General features: G+C 63.1%; 15 protein-coding genes. 6 read left to right on the top strand and 9 right to left on the bottom strand.

The features are described 5' to 3' along the window. Window positions 1-2: 2 nt before the first annotated feature. Window positions 3-1,103 (top strand): NADH:flavin oxidoreductase/NADH oxidase, encoded by a 1,101-nt coding sequence (locus AC3EMD_RS12700; protein ID WP_038422573.1) that lies wholly within the window; start codon window positions 3-5, stop codon window positions 1,101-1,103. Window positions 1,104-1,335: 232 nt separating this feature from the next. Here the strand turns inward: AC3EMD_RS12700 and AC3EMD_RS12695 are convergent, their stop codons facing one another. Next, window positions 1,336-1,824 (bottom strand): hypothetical protein, encoded by a 489-nt coding sequence (locus AC3EMD_RS12695; RefSeq protein ID WP_025712450.1) that lies wholly within the window; start codon window positions 1,822-1,824, stop codon window positions 1,336-1,338. 87 nt (window positions 1,825-1,911) lie between these two features. Next, a complete protein-coding gene (locus tag AC3EMD_RS12690; protein ID WP_162493318.1) occupies window positions 1,912-2,817 on the bottom strand; it encodes a LysR family transcriptional regulator in 906 nt (301 codons plus the stop codon). Window positions 2,818-2,991: 174 nt separating this feature from the next. On the opposite strand from AC3EMD_RS12690, the gene AC3EMD_RS12685 reads away from it, so the two are divergent. Beyond that, a complete protein-coding gene (locus tag AC3EMD_RS12685; RefSeq protein WP_008804833.1) occupies window positions 2,992-3,969 on the top strand; it encodes an NAD(P)H-dependent flavin oxidoreductase in 978 nt (325 codons plus the stop codon). 32 nt (window positions 3,970-4,001) lie between these two features. Here the strand turns inward: AC3EMD_RS12685 and hpxK are convergent, their stop codons facing one another. From hpxK to hpxU, 7 genes are all read right to left on the bottom strand, one after another. Beyond that, window positions 4,002-5,261, bottom strand: a complete 1,260-nt coding sequence (hpxK, locus tag AC3EMD_RS12680) for an allantoate amidohydrolase (RefSeq protein ID WP_023340170.1) — start codon at window positions 5,259-5,261, stop codon at window positions 4,002-4,004. Then, complete coding sequence (locus AC3EMD_RS12675) at window positions 5,258-6,499, bottom strand: pyridoxal-phosphate-dependent aminotransferase family protein (RefSeq protein ID WP_008804831.1); 1,242 nt, start codon at window positions 6,497-6,499, stop codon at window positions 5,258-5,260. The genes hpxK and AC3EMD_RS12675 overlap by 4 nt, the downstream gene beginning before the upstream one ends. 15 nt (window positions 6,500-6,514) lie before the next feature. Next, window positions 6,515-7,252 (bottom strand): amino acid ABC transporter ATP-binding protein, encoded by a 738-nt coding sequence (locus AC3EMD_RS12670; protein ID WP_004179947.1) that lies wholly within the window; start codon window positions 7,250-7,252, stop codon window positions 6,515-6,517. After that, window positions 7,233-7,889, bottom strand: coding sequence for an amino acid ABC transporter permease (locus tag AC3EMD_RS12665; protein WP_004179948.1), 657 nt, complete (start codon window positions 7,887-7,889; stop codon window positions 7,233-7,235). The genes AC3EMD_RS12670 and AC3EMD_RS12665 overlap by 20 nt, the downstream gene beginning before the upstream one ends. Further along, window positions 7,889-8,554, bottom strand: coding sequence for an amino acid ABC transporter permease (locus tag AC3EMD_RS12660; protein WP_004176117.1), 666 nt, complete (start codon window positions 8,552-8,554; stop codon window positions 7,889-7,891). Before AC3EMD_RS12660 ends, AC3EMD_RS12665 begins: the two co-directional genes overlap by 1 nt. 8 nt (window positions 8,555-8,562) lie before the next feature. Continuing rightward, the gene (locus tag AC3EMD_RS12655) at window positions 8,563-9,348 is read right to left on the bottom strand and encodes a transporter substrate-binding domain-containing protein (protein WP_004143665.1); all 786 of its coding nucleotides are present in this window, start codon (window positions 9,346-9,348) and stop codon (window positions 8,563-8,565) included. A 214-nt stretch (window positions 9,349-9,562) separates the two neighbouring features. After that, window positions 9,563-10,402 carry a MurR/RpiR family transcriptional regulator HpxU gene (gene hpxU, locus AC3EMD_RS12650; RefSeq protein WP_008804829.1) on the bottom strand — a complete coding sequence of 280 codons (840 nt, stop codon included), beginning with the start codon at window positions 10,400-10,402 and terminating at the stop codon, window positions 9,563-9,565. A 179-nt stretch (window positions 10,403-10,581) separates the two neighbouring features. Here hpxU and hpxW point away from each other — a divergent pair, with 179 nt between their 5' ends. Genes hpxW through hpxZ form a run of 4 tightly spaced genes read left to right on the top strand, consistent with a single transcriptional unit; the run spans window position 10,582 to window position 14,141 of the window. Further along, window positions 10,582-12,168, top strand: a complete 1,587-nt coding sequence (hpxW, locus tag AC3EMD_RS12645; RefSeq protein ID WP_012541682.1) for an oxamate amidohydrolase — start codon at window positions 10,582-10,584, stop codon at window positions 12,166-12,168. A gap of 10 nt (window positions 12,169-12,178) precedes the next feature. Next, entirely contained in the window at window positions 12,179-12,364 is a 186-nt protein-coding gene (gene hpxX, locus AC3EMD_RS12640) for an oxalurate catabolism protein HpxX (protein WP_004179955.1), read from the top strand. Continuing rightward, the gene (locus AC3EMD_RS12635) at window positions 12,361-13,758 is read left to right on the top strand and encodes an AtzE family amidohydrolase (RefSeq protein ID WP_012541680.1); all 1,398 of its coding nucleotides are present in this window, start codon (window positions 12,361-12,363) and stop codon (window positions 13,756-13,758) included. Before hpxX ends, AC3EMD_RS12635 begins: the two co-directional genes overlap by 4 nt. Then, window positions 13,755-14,141 (top strand): oxalurate catabolism protein HpxZ, encoded by a 387-nt coding sequence (gene hpxZ, locus AC3EMD_RS12630; RefSeq protein ID WP_002905421.1) that lies wholly within the window; start codon window positions 13,755-13,757, stop codon window positions 14,139-14,141. Before AC3EMD_RS12635 ends, hpxZ begins: the two co-directional genes overlap by 4 nt. Window positions 14,142-14,206: the final 65 nt, after the last annotated feature.

The raw sequence follows: 14,206 nt of genomic DNA, 5'->3' as shown, positions 1-14,206 counted from the left end.
TCATGAGCCATCTTTTTAGCGCGACGCGTATTGGTCAGCTGGCGCTGGATAACCGCATCGTTATTGCCCCCATGTGTCAGTACTCTGCCGACGAGGGTAAAGCCACCTCCTGGCACCGGATCCATCTTGGTCAGCTGGCTTTCTCCGGCGCTGGCCTGTTAATTCTGGAAGCCACGGCGGTAGAGCCAGCGGGACGTATCTCGCCGGGGGATCTGGGTTTGTGGGATGATGAAACCGAAAACGCGCTGCGCGCGGTGGTAGAGGATATTCGGGCCTGGTCGCCGATCCGCCTGGGGATCCAGCTGGGGCACGCCGGACGCAAAGCCTCCTGCGCGGCCCCGTGGCAGGGTGGTCATCAGCTGGCCCTTAATGAGGGTGGCTGGCAAACCGTTGCCCCCTCCGCCGTGGCGTTTCACGATGGCGACCGCGCCCCCGCCGAGCTGAGCCTTGCCGATATGGCGCGCATCAAAGCGGCGTTTGTCGCCAGCGCGTTGCGCGCCCAGCGTCTGGGCTTTGAGCTAATTGAACTGCACGCCGCCCACGGCTATCTGCTGCACCAGTTTCTCTCGCCGCTCAGCAATCAGCGCCGTGATGAGTACGGCGGTTCTCTGGACAACCGTCTGCGCTATCCGCTGGAAGTGTTTAACGCGATCCGCGAGGCGGTGGGCAACACCATGGCGGTGGGCGTCAGGCTGTCGGCTACCGACTGGGTCGAAGGCGGCTGGGACTGCGAGCAGTCCATTCAGTTTAGCCAGCAGCTGGAAGCGCTGGGCAGCGACTATATTCACGTCTCCAGCGGCGGATTGTCGCCGCAGCAGTCGATCACCGTCGGACCGGGTTATCAGTTGCCATTCGCCCACGACATTCGCCAGCAGGTTGCCATCCCGGTGATTGGCGTGGGGCTGATCACCGATCCGCAGCAGGCGGAAGCGGCGCTGGAGGATGGCGATGCCGACCTGATCGCCCTCGCCCGCGCGGTACTCTACGATCCGCACTGGCCGTGGCACGCTGCGGCCAGCCTCGGCGCCCAGGTTCGCGTCCCTTCGCAGTACCTGCGCTCCGAGCCACACGGCCTGAAAGGCACCCTGCTGCCAAACCGTTGAACCCGCAGCGCGCATAAAAAAGGGGTATCGTAAGATACCCCTGAGCAGGATGTTATTGCTGTCCACGTGCCGGGCGGCGGCGGCGCCTTGCCCGGCCTACAAAAGGATGATACCCGGTCATTGCGCAGCCAACCCGCTCCCTGCGTAGGCCCGCGCAAGCGCAGCGCCGCCGGGCAATCTATCAGGCTCCGCTCCCTATATTTCCTGGCGCGGGTCAGGCAAACAGCGCAGGTTACTGCTGGGCGGGCGGTGGCGTGGTGTTCTGTTTGTCCGCCGCGATACTGTCCTGGATGGCCTTGGTTTTGCTCGCCGCCTCCGCCGAGAGCTGATTGGCGTCGCCGATGGCATTGTCTTTGATTTGACCCGCCTCTTTGACTATGCGGTCACTTTCCTGCTTTGCGTTCTGCTTCACGGCATCGGCCTGGGCTTTCGCCTGCTGGGCGATGGCATCCGCTTTCTTGTCCGCCTCCGCCTTGATGGCGCTGGCCTGATCCTTCAGGCGGTCGGCCTCGGCGTCAGCCTGGCTTTTCAGCGTATCGATTTGCTTATCCGCATCCTGTTTAATCGCCTGCGCTTTGTCCGCCGCGGCATCCTTCATCTGCTCCGCATTATCTTTGGCCTTATCCAGTTTGTTATCCACTTTCGACGCATCGTCGCAGCCAAACAGGGTCAGACACAGAGCGGAAGCAAGTAGTGTTTTATTCCAGAGTTTCATCAGCATTCCCTTACAGGTTAAGTCGTTATCCAGCTTTGTGATTCATTGCTTAATAGCATTCACATTTTATATATAATCGCTCAGTCGGCAGAGTCAAGCCGACACCGATCGATCCAGCGTCGCTACCAGCCCCTGCAACCAGTCGGCAAAGACCCGCACCTTATGCGACAGATGCCGGTGCGGATAGAGCAGCGACAACGGTCGACGCGGCGCCGGAAAGTCCGGCAAAATTTCCACCAGTTGCCCGCTGTCGATATAAGGTTGCAAAAAGAAACGCATCCCCTGCAGCATCCCCAGCCCCGCCAGCCCGGCGGCAGTAAATACTTCAGAGTTGTCCAGCACCAGTTTACCGGGGATGGCGATCTGCCTGATGCCCTCCGGGGTCTGGAATCGCCAGGGCATAATCTGCCGGCTGCTGCTGTTCACCCAGTTCACCGCCAGATGCGACTGCAGGTCCTCCAGCGTCGCGGGCGCCCCATAGCGCGCCAGATAGCCCGGACTGGCGCAGGTGGTTAACGCCACCTCCCCCAGCGAACGCGCCACATAGTCGCCATCCTCAAGATCCCCCACCCGCAGCAGGCAATCCAGACCATCGCGCAGCATATCCCGGCGTACGTCGGAGCTGCTGAGGACAATCTCCACCTCCGGATGGGCCTGATAAAAATCCGGCAGATGCGGGATCACCAGCAGCCGGGCAAAGGCGATCGGCATATCAACGCGCAGCTGACCGCGGATCGGCCGGTCCGGCGCGAACGACTCCAGCAGATCGTCGGCCTGGGAGAGCAACGGTTTGCTGCGACGATAAAACTCTTCCCCCTCCGGCGTAAGATACAGACGCCGGGTGGTGCGCTGCAGCAGCCGGACCCCGCTCTCCTGCTCCAGCTGCTGCAGCGCTTTGGTCACCGCCGGTCGGTGGATCTGCAAATTTTCCGCCGCCTGGGCAAAGCTGCCGGCATCGACGATTTCAATAAAAATTTTAATATTTTCAAACAGATTCATTTGCATGATGGCCCGCCTCCCACCTCTTCATCAGTTCACATTATTACTAATTTAATAATAGTGATGAAAGTTTTTGCTCATTTTTTAAAACAATAAAGACGCCTACACTGCCCTCATTGCCGCATCGCTGGGGCGAAGAAATTTATAACTTATTAACATACAAGGAAAAATATCATGCAATCCAACCGCGTCGCCCGCATTCTGGGTATTGAAAAACCGGTGGTCCAGGGGCCGCTCTCCTGGCTAACCGATGCTCGTCTGGTGGCGGCCGTCGGCAACGCCGGTGGGCTTGGCGTGCTGGGCCCGAACGCCGGACTGACGGCGGCAACCGCCGTCTCCACCCCGGAGGCCACCGCCGAGAAAATGCGCGAAGAGATCCGCAAAACCAAACAGCTGACGGAGAAACCCTTTGGCGTCAACCTGATCCCGACGGCGGAAAACGACATCTGGACGCCGGCGATCCTGCCGGTGATCAAAGAGGAAGGCGTTAAGGTGGTGGTCTACACCGGATACGGCGATGGTTCGTTAAAACCGGCGCTGTTCGACGAACTGAAAGCCGCCGGGATCACCATTATCTATCGTGACATCAACCCGACGCCGGAGAACAGCCGCCGCGCGGAGCAGGCCGGCGCGGATATTATTGTCGCCACCGGTTTTGACGAAGGCGGCACGCTGCCGGGTACCGCCCTCGGGACCTTCACCATCGTCCCGCTGATCGTTGACGCGGTACAGCGGGTTCCGGTGATGGCCGCCGGGGGGATCACTGACGCCCGGGGCGCGCGCGCCGTCCACGCCCTCGGTGCGGAAGGGGTTTTCGCCGGCTCGGTATTTATCAGCACCATCGAAAGCCGGGTTCCCGACTCGGTGAAAGCGAAAATTGTGGCCGCCAACGGTCTGGATCTGCGCCTGTTCCGTACCCTGCCGGACTACTATCGCGCGCTGCCCGGCAAACTGAGCGACACACTGGTGGCCATGGATCGTGCCGGCGCCTCAAAAGCCGAGCTGGCCCAGGCGATGGGCGGTCTGCGCGGGATGCGGCTGGGCATGCTGGAGGGGAATACTGATGAGGGGTATATCTCGGTGGGCGCGGGGATCGGCAACATCCATGCCATCACCTCTGTCGCCGAGGTGGTCAACCAGCTGGCGGTGTGAAGCCGCCAGCCGGGGCTCGGCAACCGGCGCGATCAGGCGTCGGCCACCTTCTCTACCGCCCGGGAGAAAGCGTCGATAGCCAGTCCGACGTCGGCGGCGGTGACCGACTCCGCCGGGTGATGGCTGACGCCCCCCAGGCAACGCACAAACAGCATGGCCGATGGCCAGCGCTCGGCGATGGCGATGGCGTCATGCCCTGCGCCGCTCGGCAGCGTCAGCGAACGCCCCTGCACCGCCATCACCGCCTCGCCCAGCACCGCCTGCAGGTGACTGTCGCAGGCGGTGGCGGCGATGCGATAATACTCCTCGGCGGCGAAACGCAACTGGCGACGCCCGGCAATGGCCTGCGCCTCGCCCAGCAGCTCATCCAGCAGCGCCGTCAGCGGCGCATCCTGCGGGCCGCGAATATCCAGCGTCAACTGCACCTCGCCCGGTATCACGTTCACCGCGCCCGGCGCACAGCGCAGGGTGCCGACCGTCGCCACCAGGTTACCGCCGCGCTGCCGGGTCAGGTTTTCCACCTGCACCATCCATTCCGCCGCCGCGGCGAGGGCGTCCTTGCGGTGGAGCATCGGCACCGTGCCGGCATGGCCAGCTTCGCCGGTAAAGCGGCAGTTCAGCCGTCTGGCGCCGTTAATCGCCTCCACCACGCCGAGCGCCAGCCCCGCCTGCTCCAGGCACGGCCCCTGCTCGATATGCAGTTCCAGATAGGCGGCGATATCCCGCGGATGACGGGCCGCGTGGCCGATCCGCGCCGGATCGAGTCCGGCATTCACCAGCGCCTGGGCGACGCTCACGCCGTCGGTATCGCACTGTGACAGCCAGCTTTCAGGCCAGGTGCCGGTGACGCCGCGGCTGCCGAGCAGGGTAATACCAAAGCGGGTGCCCTCTTCATCGCCAAAGCCGACGATCTCGATTGCCTTTGCCAGCCGTCGCCCCTGCTGGTGCAGACGCTGGACCACCTCAATCGCCGCCAGCACGCCGAGCATGCCGTCGTAGCGCCCGGCGTTGCGCACGGTGTCAAGATGAGAGCCCAGCAGCACCGCCGGCGCCCCCTCCTGTTGTCCTTCATAGCGTCCGCAGATGTTGCCGACGCTGTCCTGCCACACCATCATGCCGGCAGCCTGCATCCACTGGCCCACCAACTGGTTGGCCTGCAGATGCTCGGGCGACAGATAGACCCGGGTCAGGGCATCGGCGGTTTCGCTAAGGGTGGCCAGCCGATCGGCACGCGCCATCACCCGGCTGGCAGCCGCTTCTCTCTCCGCCTGCTGGCGGGCGGTATCACTCATAGGGTGGCCTCGGTGCGGTAGTGATCCCAGGCCGCCTGCATCGCCGCGCCCTGAGTGGTGGTGAACTTGAGGTAGTTCAGGACCGCTTCCAGCGCGCTGAGCGTCTGCATCACGCAGTCTTTACGCGCGTTATAGCCCATGGTGCCAATGCGCCAGACTTTACCGTGCAGCGGACCAAACGAGGTGCCAATTTCAATGCCGAAATCTTCCAGCATCAGTTTGCGTACCTGATCGCCGTTGACCCCGTTGGGGATCACCACCCCCAGCACGTTATTCATTTTGTGCCGCAGGTCGCCAAAGGTCTCGAGCCCCATCGCCTGGATGCCCTTCAGCAGCGCATCGCCGTGCAGTTTGTGGCGGGCGATGCCGTTGTCGAGTCCCTCCTGGAGGATCAGGCGCGCGCACTCCCGGGCGGCGAACAGCGCCGAGGTCGCTTCGGTATGGTGGTTAAGGCGCTCCGGCCCCCAGTAATCCATCACCATGCCGAGATCGAAATAGTTGGAGTAGATCATCTCGTCGACGCCGTCGTGATGCGCATCGGTGCGGATCCCCTGCTCAATGCAGCGGCGGCGGCGGATGACCTCTTCCATCCGCGGGCTGAGGGTGATGGGCGAGGTGCCGGAAGGACCGCCCAGGCACTTCTGCATCCCGGCGGACACGGCGTCCAGCTGCCAGGCGTCGGTTTCCAGCGGGTTACCGCCGAGCGACGCGGTGGCGTCGGTATAGAACAGCACTTCGTGACGACGGCAAATCTCCCCCAGCTCCGCCAGCGGCTGCAGCATGGTGGTGGAAGTATCGCCCTGCACGGTGAGCAGCAGGCGCGGGCGCACGCGCTTGATCGCGTCCTCAACCTGATCCGGCGTAAAGACCTCGCCCCACGGCACCTCGATGGTGTGCACCTCTGCCCGGCAACGACGCGCGATCTCGCACAGCAGATGTCCAAACCGGCCGAACACCGGCACCAGCACTTTGTCACCCGGACGGATCGCCGACACCAGAATCGCTTCGATCCCGGCGCGCGAGGTGCCGTCGACCAGCATCGTCCAGCGATTTTCGGTGCGAAACACACCGCGGTAGAGCGCCATGACTTCATTCATGTAGTGGGTCATCGCCGGATCGTACTGGCCAACCAGCTGGCTCGACATGGCGCGCAGCACGCGCGGGTCGGCATTGATCGGCCCCGGCCCCATCAGCAGGCGCTGCGGCGGGTTAATTTGCGAAAACTGAGTGATATCCATCTGCCATTCCTTACGTTAGTTAAGACCGCGCACCGAGGAGATAAACTGTTTCAGTTCGCTGGTCTGCGGGCTGGCGAACAGCGTTTTGCTGTCGCCCTGCTCCCAGACGCGTCCCTGATGCATAAACACCACGCGGTCGCCCACTTCGCGGGCAAAGTTCATTTCATGGGTGACGAGGATCAGCGTCATACCTTCCGCCGCCAGTTGCTCCAGCACCTTCAGCACTTCACCCACCAGTTCCGGGTCGAGTGCCGAGGTGATTTCGTCACAGAGTAAAACTTTCGGCGACATGGCCAGCGCCCGGGCAATGGCCACGCGCTGCTGCTGGCCGCCGGAGAGATTGGCCGGATAGTAATCCAGACGGTCGCCAAGACCGACCTTCTCCAGCATCCGCTGCGCCAGCTCCCGGCATTCGGCCTGGGACTTCTTCAGTACCCGCCGCGGAGCCAGCATGACGTTCTCCAGCGCCGTCATGTGCGGGAACAGGTTAAAGTTCTGGAACACCATGCCGATGGAGCGGCTGATCTCCCGGGCCTGTGAATCGCGGTCGGTGATGGTCATGCCCCCGAGCTTGATACTGCCCTCCTGGTAGCCCTCCAGACCATTGATACAGCGCAGCAGGGTGCTTTTACCCGAGCCGCTGCGGCCGATGATCGAGATCACTTCCCCCATGTCGATATCCAGATCGACGCCCTTCAACACATGGTTGTCGCCGTAGTACTTCTGCATCTGATTAATGGTGATGAGAGGCATTGAATTTGTTCTCCAGATAGCGGCTGTAGCGGGACAGCGGATAGCACAGAATGAAATAGCCCAGCGCCACCAGGGCAAACACTTTAAACGGCTGGTAAGTGACGTTGGTCAGCATCGTCCCGGCCTTGGTCAGCTCCACAAAGCCGATAATCGATGCCAGCGCCGTGCCTTTGATCACCTGTACGGCAAAGCCCACCGTCGGCGCGATGGCAATGCGCAGCGCCTGCGGCGCCACCACGCGGTACAAGGTCTGGCCGAAGCTCAGCCCGAGACACCGCGAGGCCTCCCACTGGCCTTTGGGCAGCGCGCGAATGCTGCCGAACCAGATATCCAGCAAAAAGGCGCTGGTGTAGAGCGTCAGAGCGACCGAGGCGGCGGTCCACGCCGAGACGTCAATGCCGAACAGCGCCACGCCAAAGAATGCCAGAAACAGCTGCATCAGCAGCGGCGTCCCCTGAAACAGCTCGATGTAGCCGCGGATCAGCCGTTTCACCTGGCGTCCGCCGGTGAGGCGCAGCAGCAGTAACGGTAAGGTGACCAGCGCCCCGCCGGTGAACGCGACCAGCGACAGCAGCACCGTCCAGCGACCGGCCAGCAGCAGGTTGCGGATAATGTCCCAGTCAGTAAAAGTGGTCATCAGGCCTGTACCCCCAGCCATTTACGCCCCGCCGCCATCAGCAGCTGGCGCATCGCTATCGATAACGCTAAGTAGATCCCGGTGGTCACCAGATAGACCTCAAAGCTCAAAAATGTCCGCGACTGGATCAGGTTGGCGGCGAAGGTCAGCTCCTCATAGGAGACCTGCGACACCACTGACGAGCCGAGCATCACGATGATGCACTGGCTGACCAGCGCCGGGTAAATCCGCTGCAGCGCCGGGGGCAATACGACGCGAACGAAGGTTTGCGTCCGGCTAAGCCCGAGCACGCGACCGGCTTCCCACTGGCCCTTCGGCGTCACCTGAATACCGGCGCGGACGATCTCGGTGCTATAGGCGCCGAGGTTAACCACCATCGCCAGCAGCGCCGCTTCACCGGCGGTCATCTTCAGTCCAAGGTTCGGTAAACCAAAGACGATAAAAAAGAGTTGCACCACAAACGGCGTGTTGCGGATGATTTCCACATATCCGCCCCATACCCGGCTGAGCATTCCCGGGCGCCCGCTGCGGATCGCCGCCCCGAGGATGCCGATCGCCAGTCCGCCGATCGTCGCCAGCACCGTCAACTGCACCGTCACCCACAGGCCGGCCAGCAGCTCCGGCCAGTGCGGCCAGAGCTCAGAGAAATGAAGTTGCTCCGTCATCACAGACCTTACGCGCCGAGGCTGGCAGGCAGTGGCGCTTTCAGCCACTTCTCAGACAGACCGTTGAGGGTGCCGTCCTTAATGCCCTGCTCGATGAGGGTATCCACTTTCGCCTTCAGCGCCGGTTCGTTCTTTTTCAGACCGATAAAGCACGGCGAGTCCTTCAGCATAAAGCTCGGCACCGGCGCTTTGTCGGCGTTCTGCCGGGAGATGGCCGCCACCACCAGATTGCCGGTCGCGACATACTGCACCTGACCGGACAGGTAAGCTGACAGCGTGGTGTTATTGTCCTCGTAGCGCTTAATCTGCGCCGCCTGCGGCGCCACGCTGGTCAGCACCATATCTTCCACCGCCCCGCGGGTCACCCCGATGCTTTTGCCGCTCAGCGCGGCCGCGTCCTTCAGTTCCGCCCCTTTCGGGCCAAACACGCCGAGGAAGAACGGCGCGTAGGCGCGGCTGAAGTCGATCACCTTCTCGCGCTCGGCGTTCTTGCCGAGGCTGGAGATCACCAGGTCCACCTTATCGGTCTGCAGATACGGCACGCGGTTGGCGCTGGTCACCGGGACCAGCTGCAGCTTGAGCTTCATCGATTTCGCCAGATAGCGCGCCATATCGATGTCATACCCCTGCGGCTGCAGGTCGGTGCCCACCGAGCCGAACGGCGGAAAATCCTGAGGCACGGCAATACGAATGACGCCGCGTTTTTCAATATCCTGGAGCTGGTCAGCCTGCGCGGCAGAAACAGACGAAAGGAGACAAGCGGCCCCGGCCAGTGCGATCAACAGTTTCTTCATGATGTTTACCCGTTACGTTAGCATGAAACAAAAGATTCTTTGAATCTGTTTTTGCAACTAATGTGCCAGATACAGACGAGGCGAGGGTTGGCGAGGAATTAAAACAAAAAGTGAGAAAGGACAAGCGTTAACGGGAAAGTGTTCAGAGAGCGGCGGCGCCATCACGTGGTTTTTATTGCACCATAATAATGCACAGCACCACGCTGGCGCCCCATTAGCGTTGTTCCAGCTCGTCCAGTTGCTGATAAAGCGTGGCGATATCGTGGATGCGCGGACGACCGCTGTCGAGCGTTTCATGGAGAAAGGCATTGGCCAGCAGATTAATCAGGCTGTTGACCGAGGCATAGCTGTCGTAGGCGGAGACGCTGTCCAGCGGCGCGCAGAGCTGCCAGCGGGAGAGCGGAAACAGGCTGTGGGCCTGCGGCTCGCACATTAACAGGACCGGCACCCCGTCGCGTTGCAGCTGCTGCAGCAGCGGGCGTACTATTCGCGGCCGGCGGCGAAACGCCATCATTACCACCAGATCATCGGCGGTCAGATCGACCAGCTCTTCGCTGAGACTCTGACCCGGCTGGGGCAGCACCAGCACCTGGCCGCGGGCCTGCAGCAGCTGCTGGCGCAAGTGCAGCGCCGCCGGATAGGCGTTACGCATCCCCACCACCACGATGCGGCGCGCGGCCACCATCGCCGTCAGCGCCTCGGCGAACTGGCGGGCGTCAAGGGCGTTGACCCATTGGGTGAGGTTCGCCATCTCCTGCTTATAATGGCGCGCCAGCAGCGTGTTACCCTGCACCGCGTCGCGCTGGTCGGTGAGCGGCATCCCGCTCTGGCGCAGGGTGCGCAGTTCATCGCGCATATCCTTATATTTGTCGTAACCGAGGCGCTTGAACAGCCGGCTGACGGTGGCTTTCGACACGCCGCTCAGCTGCGCCAGCTCGGCGCTGTTGTAGCTTATCAGGTCATCAAAGTGGTCAAAGATGAAATCCGCCACCCGCTGCTCCTGCGGCGACAGCGAGGCGTATTGCCCTTTCAGTCGTTCATCGAGTTGTTGCATAGCGCCTCTGTAACTTTCGTTTCATCATCCATCCCTCATCATACTGTATCTGCTATGCCTTACACATAGCGTGCCAGTGGGAAAATTCTGGTCATTGTTTTTATCAATGAAACGAAACGTTCAGAGATGGAACAGCTTTTGCAGTGTTCTGCGGGTGATTCGTTCAGAAAGGATAATTTATGCACAGTAGCAACGTTTCGACCCACGGCATGGCGGTGGCCCCCCATCACCTCGCCAGTCAGAGCGCGCTGGCGATCCTGCGCGAGGGCGGCAGCGCCATTGAAGCGATGGTGGCTGCCGCGGCGGCCATCGCCGTCGTCTATCCCCATATGAATGGCCTCGGCGGCGATGGCTTCTGGCTGATCGTACCGCCTGAGGGAGACCCCATCGCCATTGACGCCAGCGGGGCGGCCGGATCGCTGGCGACCCTCGAGGCCTACGCCGGACAGCAGCATATTCCCCACCGGGGACCGCAGGCCGCGCTGACCGTCGCCGGCACCGTCAGCGGCTGGGACGAGGCGCTGCGTATTTCACGGGACTTAACCGGCCGCGCGCTGCCGGTGGCCCGCCTGCTGGCCGATGCGATCGGCTATGCCGAAGACGGTATTCCGGTCACCGCCTCGCAAGCCCACGCCACCGCCAGCAAACTGGAAGAGTTGCGCCATCAGCCGGGCTTCAGCGAAACCTGGCTGGTATCGGGCGAGGCCCCGCGGCCCGGCAGCCGCTTTCGCCAGCCCGCCCTCGCCGGTACCCTGCGCATGCTGGCCAGCGACGGTCTCGACAGTTTCTATCGCGGGCCGCTGGCCGAGCGTCTCGCGCAGGGTATGGCCGCGCTGGGGATGCCGATCACCCTCGGCGACCTGCAGGCCCACCGCGCCCGGCGTCCGGCGCCGCTGACGCTCCAGCACCAGCAGGGCACGCTGTGGAATCTTGCGCCGCCGACGCAGGGACTGGTGTCGCTGGCGATCCTTGGCATCACCGACCGCCTGAACATGGCCGATGCCGACGACGCGCAAACAGTGCACCGTATTGTCGAAGCCACCAAGCGGGCATTTGCCCTGCGCGATGCGCATATCACCGATCCACGCCATCTGGATGTGGATGTACAGCAGTTGCTCACCCCGGAAGCCCTGCAGCCGCTGGCCGACAGCATCGACGACGCCAGCGCTTCCCCCTGGGGCCGCGGCAAAGGCCCGGGCGATACCGTCTGGATGGGCGTCGTGGATAACAGCGGACTGGCAGTGTCATTTATTCAGAGTATCTATCACGAGTTCGGCAGCGGCGTGGTGCTCCCGGACACCGGGATCGTCTGGCAAAACCGCGGGGCGGCCTTCAGCCTCGATCCGCAGCATCTCCTGGCGCTGGCCCCTGGCAAACAGCCATTCCATACCCTCAACCCTGCCGCCGCCCGCCTGAACGATGGCCGGGTGATGGTCTATGGCTCGATGGGCGGCGACGGTCAGCCGCAAACTCAGGCGGCGCTGTTTACCCGCTATATCCTGCAGGGGGTGCCGTTGCAGGAGAGCATCTCCCGTCCGCGCTGGCTGCTGGGCCGCACCTGGGGCCAGTCCTCCGATTCACTGAAACTGGAGGGACGCTTTGCCCCCGCCTGTATCGCGCGCCTGCGCGAGCTGGGGCACGAAGTGGAAGTGCTGGCTGATTTCAGCGAAGCAATGGGCCACGCCGGCGCCATTGTCCGCCATCCCAACGGCCTGCTTGAAGGGGCGACCGATCCACGCAGCAACGGCGCCGCCGCCGGATACTAAGGAGCAGACTATGACCACACAGCCTGACTGGAGCGAGTATCTGACGCAGATGACTCACCTGTTGGATATGGAGCTGGATGCGCCGCGTCGTGAAGAGCTGGAGCGCCAGTTTGCCCGCATCGCCGCCATGGCGCAGCCGCTGATGGACTATCCCCTCGGGCCGCGCGAGGAGATTGCGGGGGTGTATAAAGCATGACTCTTCATCACTTCACCATCGCCGAGATCCAGCGTGCGCTGCACGAGGGCGAACTGAGCGCCCGGGAGATCGCCCGCCAGACGCTGGACGACATCGCCCGCGTGAATCCGCAGATCAACGCCTGGACCGAGGTCACCGCCCAGCGCATGCTGGCGGAGGCCGACAGCATTGACGCCCTGCGCCGGGAAAAGCGCCCCCTGCCGCCGCTGGCAGGGATTCCTTACGCAGTGAAAAATCTGTTTGATGTCGCCGGGCATACCACCCTCGCCGGGGCGGAACTGCTGAGCGACCGGCCGCCGGCGACCAGCGACAGCTGGGCGGTGCGCCAGCTGCACAGCGCCGGCGCCCTGCTCAGCGGGATGCTCAATATGGACGCCTACGCCTACGGCTTTACCACTGAAAACAGCCACTATGGCGCGACGCGCAATCCGCACGATCTGTCGCGGATCGCCGGCGGATCGTCCGGCGGTTCGGCCGCGGCGGTGGCGGCCGGGCTGGTCCATTTCAGCCTCGGCAGCGACACCAACGGCTCGATCCGCGTCCCCGCGTCGCTGTGCGGGATCTTTGGCCTGAAACCCACTTTCGGCCGCCTTTCGCGCTCTGGCAGCCATCCGTTTGTCGCCAGTCTGGATCATATTGGTCCTTTTGCCCGCCGGGTGGCCGACCTCGCCGCGGTGTATGACGCTCTGCAGGGGCGCGACCCGGCCGATGACTTTCAGGCTGATAAAGCCAGCGAGCGCACCGGCAATCTGCTGGAGCGCGGACTGGAGGGGCTGCGCTGCGCGCGGCTGGGCGGCTATTTCACCACCTGGTGCGATGACGACGCCCGGGCGGCCGTGGATCGGGTCGCCCACGCGCTGGGCGCCGACAGCGAGCTGCAGTTCGCGGATGCCGCGCTGGCCCGCTCGGCGGCCTTTATCATCAGCGCCAGCGAAGGCGGCAATCAGTACCTGACGGATCTTCGCCACTCGCCCGAGCGCTTTGAACCTCACTCCCGCGAGCGGCTGCTGGCCGGGGCGATGATCCCCTCCGCATGGTACTTGCAGGCCCAGCGTTTCCGTCGCCATGCCCGCCAGGCGATGAAATCCCTGTTCAGCCAGGCCGACGTGCTGATTGCTCCGGCCACCCCATGCAGCGCCACGCCGATAGGCGCGGAGGAGATGGTGATTAACGGCCAGCCGCTGCCGGTGCGCGCCAGCATGGGAATGCTAACGCAGCCGATCTCCTTCCTCGGCCTGCCGGTGGTGACCGTCCCCCTGCGCACCGCCAGCGGCAAGCCGATTGGCCTGCAGCTGATTGCCGCGCCGTTTAACGAACAAGCCTGTCTTCGCGCCGCGCGGGCGCTGGAAGCGATGGGCATTACCGATGCCCGAGTGGCGGAGAGTGCAGCATGATCAATCTGGATAATGTAGACCGCCCGGCGATCCTCGCCGAGGTGACGGCGGCGTTTTATCAGTATGAAGAGGCGCTGGTCAGCAATAACATCGAGGCGCTGGATGCGCTGTTCTGGCACGACCCGCGCACCGTACGGCTGGGAGCCGGCGAAAATCTGTATGGCATCGAGGCGATCCGCGCCTTTCGCGCCGCCCGCCCCGCCGCCGGTCTGGCCCGCGATCTGCGCCATACCACCATTACTACCTTTGGCGCGGATATGGCGGTGTGCAGCACCGAGTTCACCCGCGAAGGCAGCGCCCGCCTGGGCCGCCAGCAGCAGACCTGGGTACGCTTCCCCTACGGCTGGCGCATTGTCGCCGCCCAGGTCAGTCTGATGGACTGAGTGGCGTATACGGGAGCGGACCGGAGAATAAGGTATCCACCGGCCCGCTTCCGGTCCGGTAACAC

The organism is Klebsiella sp. PK18, from assembly GCF_057784655.1.
The sequence above is the reverse complement of the archived record's forward strand: the minus strand, read 5'-3'. Positions and strand labels throughout refer to the sequence as shown.

Excerpts from the sequence above, each read along its gene's own strand:
- AC3EMD_RS12700 (WP_038422573.1), top strand. The coding sequence starts at position 3 with ATGAGCCATCTTTTTAGCGCGACGCGTATTGGTCAGCTGGCGCTGGAT.
- AC3EMD_RS12695 (WP_025712450.1), bottom strand. The coding sequence starts at position 1,824 with ATGCTGATGAAACTCTGGAATAAAACACTACTTGCTTCCGCTCTGTGT.
- AC3EMD_RS12690 (WP_162493318.1), bottom strand. The coding sequence starts at position 2,817 with ATGAATCTGTTTGAAAATATTAAAATTTTTATTGAAATCGTCGATGCC.
- AC3EMD_RS12685 (WP_008804833.1), top strand. The coding sequence starts at position 2,992 with ATGCAATCCAACCGCGTCGCCCGCATTCTGGGTATTGAAAAACCGGTG.
- hpxK (WP_023340170.1), bottom strand. The coding sequence starts at position 5,261 with ATGAGTGATACCGCCCGCCAGCAGGCGGAGAGAGAAGCGGCTGCCAGC.
- AC3EMD_RS12675 (WP_008804831.1), bottom strand. The coding sequence starts at position 6,499 with ATGGATATCACTCAGTTTTCGCAAATTAACCCGCCGCAGCGCCTGCTG.
- AC3EMD_RS12670 (WP_004179947.1), bottom strand. The coding sequence starts at position 7,252 with ATGCCTCTCATCACCATTAATCAGATGCAGAAGTACTACGGCGACAAC.
- AC3EMD_RS12665 (WP_004179948.1), bottom strand. The coding sequence starts at position 7,889 with ATGACCACTTTTACTGACTGGGACATTATCCGCAACCTGCTGCTGGCC.
- AC3EMD_RS12660 (WP_004176117.1), bottom strand. The coding sequence starts at position 8,554 with ATGACGGAGCAACTTCATTTCTCTGAGCTCTGGCCGCACTGGCCGGAG.
- AC3EMD_RS12655 (WP_004143665.1), bottom strand. The coding sequence starts at position 9,348 with ATGAAGAAACTGTTGATCGCACTGGCCGGGGCCGCTTGTCTCCTTTCG.
- hpxU (WP_008804829.1), bottom strand. The coding sequence starts at position 10,402 with ATGCAACAACTCGATGAACGACTGAAAGGGCAATACGCCTCGCTGTCG.
- hpxW (WP_012541682.1), top strand. The coding sequence starts at position 10,582 with ATGCACAGTAGCAACGTTTCGACCCACGGCATGGCGGTGGCCCCCCAT.
- hpxX (WP_004179955.1), top strand. The coding sequence starts at position 12,179 with ATGACCACACAGCCTGACTGGAGCGAGTATCTGACGCAGATGACTCAC.
- AC3EMD_RS12635 (WP_012541680.1), top strand. The coding sequence starts at position 12,361 with ATGACTCTTCATCACTTCACCATCGCCGAGATCCAGCGTGCGCTGCAC.
- hpxZ (WP_002905421.1), top strand. The coding sequence starts at position 13,755 with ATGATCAATCTGGATAATGTAGACCGCCCGGCGATCCTCGCCGAGGTG.